We start from the raw sequence: 6057 nt of genomic DNA, 5'->3' as shown, positions 1-6057 counted from the left end.
CTTTCCAGCGACGCCAGCGCCTTTAGTGCCATTGCGAAAAATGCTGATGCCTTCAGTGCCCTCGCCGGGAACGCCAAGGCCTTCAGCGCGGCAACCAACGCCAACGCCCTCCAGGCGGTGGCCTCCAATGCCGAGGCCTTCAAGGCACTTGCGGCCAATGCCAATGCGCTTGCCGCCGCTGCCCAGGCGGCCCAGGCATTCAACGCTGCGTCGGCTGCGGCACATTTGGCTTCGCAGGGGCAATTCAACGCCCGGGCGGCTGAGGCGATGGCTGCCAATCCGCAGGCTTTTGCGGCAATGGCTGCCCAGCCGGCAGCGTTTGCCGGGGTCGCCAAGGATGCAAACGCTCTCCAGGCGATTGCCCGCAATGCCAACGCGTTCAACGCACTGCAGGGGGTGCATCAGTTCCAGGCGCTGGCGGCCAATCCGGCCTTTTCAGCGGCGATGCGCGATTCCAATTTCGCGGCTAGCCTGAGACAATAGCGCTTCCGGGCCGCGTCCTGGCCCGAAAGGGGGGTGATGAACGGGGGAAGAGCGCGTCGCGACCGACGCTGGGCAAGACGACTGACTGCGCTCTGCCTCAGCAGCGTTGCGAGTGGTGCATGGGCGCAAGTGCAGCCGGAGCCTCCGCCCCCTCAACCGGCCACGACCACGATCGAGGAACCGCCGGCGCCGGCTAGCGATGCCGAAACGCCTGTCGCGCCGCCCACGGACGAGCAAAAGGTCGAAGAACCCAAGCACGCACCTCCCAATGCCGGGGGTATTCCCCTGTCGACGCTGGAGACGAAGAATCAGTCCCTGCTCTATTTCGATCCCGTCCAGACCTATCTGACGCCTTATGTTGCAAGGGCGTTCGAAAATGCCATCGAATGGCACAAGCGGCGATTCCATTGGGAGCCATGGGATCGGACCACTGTCCTGCTCAAGGACTTCGGCGATTTCGGTAATGCCGCCGCCCGTTCGTCGCCGAACAATGCGGTGCTGCTGGACGTCGCGCCGCTTTCGCAGCGGATGGAGACATTCACCCCCGGCGAACGCTTCTTCACGCTCATCAATCATGAGCTCGCGCACGTTGCCACGCTGGACGCGTACAACAAGAAGGACGCCTTCTGGCGCAACTTCCTTGGCGGCAAGCCCATGCCGATTCAGGAACATCCGGAATCGATCCTCTACAATTATCTGACGACCCCCCGGAACAACGTGCCGCGCTGGTATGCCGAAGGGTCGGCGGTGTTCTTTGAAACCTGGATGGCGGGCGGCCTCGGCCGCGCCCAGGGCGGCTACGATGAAATGGTGTTCCGCGCGAAGGTGCGCGACGATGACAAGCTCTATTCGCCGCTCGGCCTGGAGAGCGAAGGCATCGCCATCGACTTCCAGATCGGCGCAAACGACTATCTCTACGGCACTCGCTTCTTCTCATGGCTGGCGCTGACCTACGGCCCCGAAAAAGTCATGCAATGGCTGCGCAGGGAAGACGGCAGCGCGGCCTTCTACGCGACGCAATTCCATCGCGTTTTCGGCAAGCGCCTCGACGATGCGTGGAGCGACTGGCACGCGTGGGAGCGGGAGTTCCAGAAGGCCAACCTTGCCAGGCTTTCCGCCTATCCGCTGACCGATGTGCAGCATCTCAGCCCTCACGGCCTGGGGTCCATGTCGCGCGGCTATGTCGATGAGCGGACCAACCGATTGGTGGCCGCATTCCGCTTCCCGGGGCAGATCGGATTTATCGGCACCATGGACCTCGACACCGGCAAGCTTCGCAAGCTCGCCGACCTCAAGGGCATGATGCTCTATTTTGTGACGAACATCGCGTTCGATCCGGATAGTCGCAAGGCCTATTACATCAACGACAATCGCGCCTTTCGCGACCTCATGGAAGTCGATGTCGATACCGGCAAGAAGCGCATGCTCCTGCGTGACGCCCGGATCGGCGACATCGTGGTCAATCCAAGGGACAAATCGATCTGGGGCATCCGTCATCAGAACGGCTACGCGACCATCGTCCGAATCCCGCCACCCTATGCCGGCTTCAACCAGATCCACACGTTCGATTATGGCATCACGCCGTTCGACCTCGACATATCGCCGGACGGTTCCCTGATGTCCGCCAGCTATGGTGAAGTGAACGGTACGCAGTCGGTCAGGGTTTGGCGCACACAGGAATTGGAAGATACCGGTTCGCCGGATGAAGTGGCGCGGCTCGACCTCCCGCCGTCGACGCCCGAAGGCTTCACCTTCGCGCCCGATGGCAAATCGCTTTACGGCACCAGCTACTTCACCGGCGTTTCAAACGTCTTTCACTTCGACATTCCCACCCAGAAATATGAGGTTGTGTCCAACGCCTCGACCGGGTTCTTTCGCCCCATGCTGCGACCCGACGGGCAACTGCTCGTCTATGAATATACGGGCAAGGGATTTAGCCCATCGCTGATCCGCCCCGAGAAGCGTGACGATCTCGGCACAATCGAATTCCTGGGAACCAAGGTCGTCAACACCCACCCCGAACTCAAGGAATGGGGCGTCGGCTCGCCGGCGAAGGTCGACCTTGATCCGCTGATAACCCAAAGAGGCATGTACCGCGCAACCGATCGGATGAAGCTCGCCGCATCCTATCCGGTGGTCGAAGGCTATAAGCAGAAGCCGGCGGCCGGCTATTACTTGCATTTCGAAGACCCGCTGCAGTTCCACCAGTTGAGCGCCACGATCAGCGTGTCGCCATTCGTCGATTTGAAGGACAGCGAACGCCTCCACGCCGACATCGAATATCGCTCGCTCAACTGGAAGTTTCGCTACTGGCATAACGACGCCGACATCTACGATCTGGCGGGACCGGTCTTGCGCAGCCGCAAGGGCGATGCCGTCATCATCAGCTACGAAAAGGCCAAAATCTACGACCCGCCGCGCCAGCTCGACCTGTTCGGCAGCGTAGCCAGCTATTTCGGCCTGGAGCAACTTCCATCGGCTCAGAATGTGCCCAGCCCGAAGGATATTTTCTCGGCCGAGCTTGGCGTCCGCTACACCAACACGCGGCAATCCCTGGGTGGGGTCGACCATGAAAAGGGCATTGCCTGGCGGCTGGTTGGCGGCGCTGATGGCGCCGACGGCGAAGCCTTCCCGCACATGTGGGGCGGCATCGATTATGGCGTGCCGCTGCCGCTGTCCAACAGCTCGGCCTGGATCTACGCCCAGGCGGGCATCGCCGGCGGAAAGTCGGAAAGCCCGCTCGCCGCATATTACTTCGGCAGTTTCCGGAATAACTATGTCGATAACAGGCCGGAGAAGCGCTACCGTGAGCTGGAGAGCTTTCCGGGTTTCGAGATCGACGAGATCACCGCACGCAAGTTCGCCAAGCTGACGGGCGAGGTCAACTTGCCACCGCTGCGCTTTGCCGAGGTCGGCGCGCCCGCCTTTTTCTTGAGCTATGCCCGCCCCGCGCTGTTTGGCGGCACCATGCTGCTCGGCTCGCCTGAAAAACGGAGCTATCGGCTCTTCGACGTGGGCGCCCAAGTCGACCTGGGGTTCACAGTCATCATGCGGCTGCCAATGGTCTTCTCGTTCGGTATTGCCCGCGGATTTGGCGACAAGGACATCGACGGACGTACCGAGTGGCTGGCATCACTCAAGATATTGTAAGGCGTCGGCCATGATCTTCGCCGAAATCGTCGATTGGTCGATCGCGCTGGTCCCGGTCCTGCTGATGGCGGCGCTGTTCGTCTGGCTGGACGTGTTCAAGCTGATGTCGGTTAGCGAGATGATCGGCCTGCTCCTGCTCGGAGCATTGGCCGCACTCGTCGCCTGGCCGGTGAGCGGCCAAATGCTCGACGCTCTTCCGATGGGCTATAGCTTTTACAGCCGGATGGTCGCTCCATGGATTGAGGAGGCGCTGAAGGGCGCGGCGCTGGCCTTGCTGATCGCAACGAACCGGATCGGCTACAAGCTTGATGCGGTCATTTCCGGCTTCACGATCGGCGCCGGATTCTCGGTAGTAGAGAATATTCTCTACCTCGTCCGCTTCCCTGAGCTGTCGGCGTCGGTCTGGATGGTCCGCGGCCTTGGCACCGCGGTCATGCATGGTGCGACAACCGCAATCCTCGCCGCCGTGACGCATGAGTTGATCGAGCGCTCACTACGGAATCAAGGCGCAAGGCGCGGCTTCAATTTCTTGTGGATGCTACCCGGCTATTTGGTTGCGAGTCTGATCCATTTGACGTTCAACCATTTCCCCGACCAGCCGATGCTGGTGATGATCCTCACCCTGGTTGTCGCTCCGGTGCTTCTGATTGCGCTATTTCGCCTCGGCGAAAATGAAACTCACCAATGGCTGACCGAAGAAAGCGAGGCGCATCGTCGCTGGCTGGAGGAATGGAGAGCGGGTGGCTTTCCGGCCGACGCCAGCGGTCAGCGGATCAAGTCGCTCGCGGCACGCCTCAAACCCGAGCAGGCGTCCCTTATTCGCGACTTCTGCATCGTTAAGGCTGAGTTGGTTCTGGCTGCCGAGGAGGAGTTGCTCGATCGCGACCGGAAGCTGGAAGAAGGCGAAGCGGAGAGACTCCGCGCGGCCTTTGCCAGGCTGGAAGAAGTCAAGCAGGCGATCGGGAAGGTCGGCTATGCCGCGCTTAACCGACAGCTGCCGTTCAGCGCCAACGACGAGTGGGAGCTGGAAGAACTCCGGGAGCTGATCGGGCGGTAACGCCGGGTTTCATTCCTCCCAAAGTTGCGGATGGCTTCGGCGAAGCATCGCCAATTTGGGCAGGTCGTTGACGATCACATATCGGGAATTGGGATTCTTGCGCATGTAATCCTGGTGATCCCGCGTCGCCAACTCGAACCGCCCGCTTTCAATTTTGGTTGCAATTGGTCGCTTGAACCGGCCCGACGTTCGCAATTGCTGGAGGAAAAGCTCCGCCGCCTGCCGCTGCTGTGCATTTTGCGGGAAGATCGCCGAACGGTATCGGGGTCCGACATCCGGTCCCTGGCGATTTACCTGCGTGGGGTCGTGGGCGACGTTCGCGAAAATCTCCAGAAGCTGCCTGTAGCTGATCTGCGCCGGGTCAAAACTGATTTTAACCGCCTCGGCAGGATCCACATGCTGGCTGCCCGTGCGGTCGACTGCGACTCGCTTGCCGCCAGCGTATCCCGAAACCACGTCACGCACCCCTTTTACATGCTCGAACACGCCCTCCACTCCCCAGAAACAGCCGCCGGCAAGGACCGCCGTTTCCAGCTGGTTGGCGGCCGCGGCTGGCCGATCGGCCGGGACGCCAAAGAGAAAGGCCGCGAGAAGCAACGCCGTCCCTGGCCGCAACCAATTTGAGTGGTGCGAGATTGTCGCAGTGGCTTTTACTCGGCTCTTACGGTTCATGGCTCCTCCTTGGCGACTTGACTTGAATTCATACAAAGGCTGTTGATGGGAAGGGGGTCACGCGACGCGGGAAGAGAATGCACCGAGTGACCCCCGCTCCCGCTTCCGCACCAGGGCTCGGCCGAACCCAATTTACGCCGAGGATCCTGTGCAAATGCCAGGTCCTGGCCCAATGGGATTTTGCAACCCAAGGTCTCATGGCCGGCCTGGCGCGAGAGTGGACATTGCGACTTCTCCCTCGGTTCTAGAAGTCGAGGGTGACGCCGGCGTAGATGTAGCGGCCGAGCGCGTCCCAGGTACCCGGATAGGTGTTGCCGTTGCACGAGCCGGCCGGGCAGAGGTTGGAGCCGCCGAGGACGGCGCTTCCTCCGGTGACCAGCGGCGGGTCGTTATCCAGGATGTTGTTCACGCCCAGGCGGAAGTTGTAGTGATCGCCGAACGTATAGGTGGTGGCCAGGTCGAAGTAGTTCTGCGCTTTGATGTGCAGGCCCGGATCGAGCGGGAAATCGCCATGAAGCGTTTCGCTGCTGTCGAGGGTTTCCGCCTTGACCTTGCCGACGTGGCGCCAGCCCAGCGAGACGGCGATGCCGCTTGGCATGGTCAGCGTCCAGCGCGACTTGCTGCGCCACTTCGGCATCGGTGCGGCGCTGGCAACGGACGCGCCCGAGCAGATCGGGCCGTAGAGGCCAACGCAA

4 protein-coding genes and 1 pseudogene are annotated in these 6057 nt (G+C 61.4%); 3 read left to right on the top strand and 2 right to left on the bottom strand.

What is annotated here, in order from left to right; genetic code table 11:
• From LVY65_RS13150 to LVY65_RS13140, 3 genes are all read left to right on the top strand, one after another.
• Positions 1-483: hypothetical protein (locus tag LVY65_RS13150; RefSeq protein WP_235068727.1), on the top strand; the 483-nt coding region annotated here is incomplete at its 5' end.
• A gap of 36 nt (positions 484-519) precedes the next feature.
• Positions 520-3633, top strand: a complete 3114-nt coding sequence (locus tag LVY65_RS13145; RefSeq protein ID WP_235068726.1) for a YncE family protein — start codon at positions 520-522, stop codon at positions 3631-3633.
• A gap of 10 nt (positions 3634-3643) precedes the next feature.
• Positions 3644-4690, top strand: coding sequence for a PrsW family glutamic-type intramembrane protease (locus LVY65_RS13140; protein ID WP_235068725.1), 1047 nt, complete (start codon positions 3644-3646; stop codon positions 4688-4690).
• Positions 4691-4699: 9 nt separating this feature from the next.
• Here the strand turns inward: LVY65_RS13140 and msrA are convergent, their stop codons facing one another.
• Both msrA and LVY65_RS13130 read right to left on the bottom strand, forming a co-directional pair.
• A complete protein-coding gene (gene msrA, locus LVY65_RS13135) occupies positions 4700-5362 on the bottom strand; it encodes a peptide-methionine (S)-S-oxide reductase MsrA (protein WP_235068724.1) in 663 nt (220 codons plus the stop codon).
• Positions 5363-5606: 244 nt separating this feature from the next.
• A pseudogene (locus LVY65_RS13130) lies at positions 5607-6057 on the bottom strand (TonB-dependent receptor domain-containing protein); the annotation flags it as partial.

The organism is Sphingomonas cremea (genome assembly GCF_021502585.1).
GTDB lineage: Bacteria > Pseudomonadota > Alphaproteobacteria > Sphingomonadales > Sphingomonadaceae > Sphingomicrobium > Sphingomicrobium cremea.
This window is presented reverse-complemented; position numbering and strand designations above follow the sequence as displayed.

Coding starts and splice junctions, on each gene's coding strand:
- LVY65_RS13145 (WP_235068726.1), top strand. CDS start 520: ATGAACGGGGGAAGAGCGCGTCGCGACCGACGCTGGGCAAGACGACTG.
- LVY65_RS13140 (WP_235068725.1), top strand. CDS start 3,644: ATGATCTTCGCCGAAATCGTCGATTGGTCGATCGCGCTGGTCCCGGTC.
- msrA (WP_235068724.1), bottom strand. CDS start 5,362: ATGAACCGTAAGAGCCGAGTAAAAGCCACTGCGACAATCTCGCACCAC.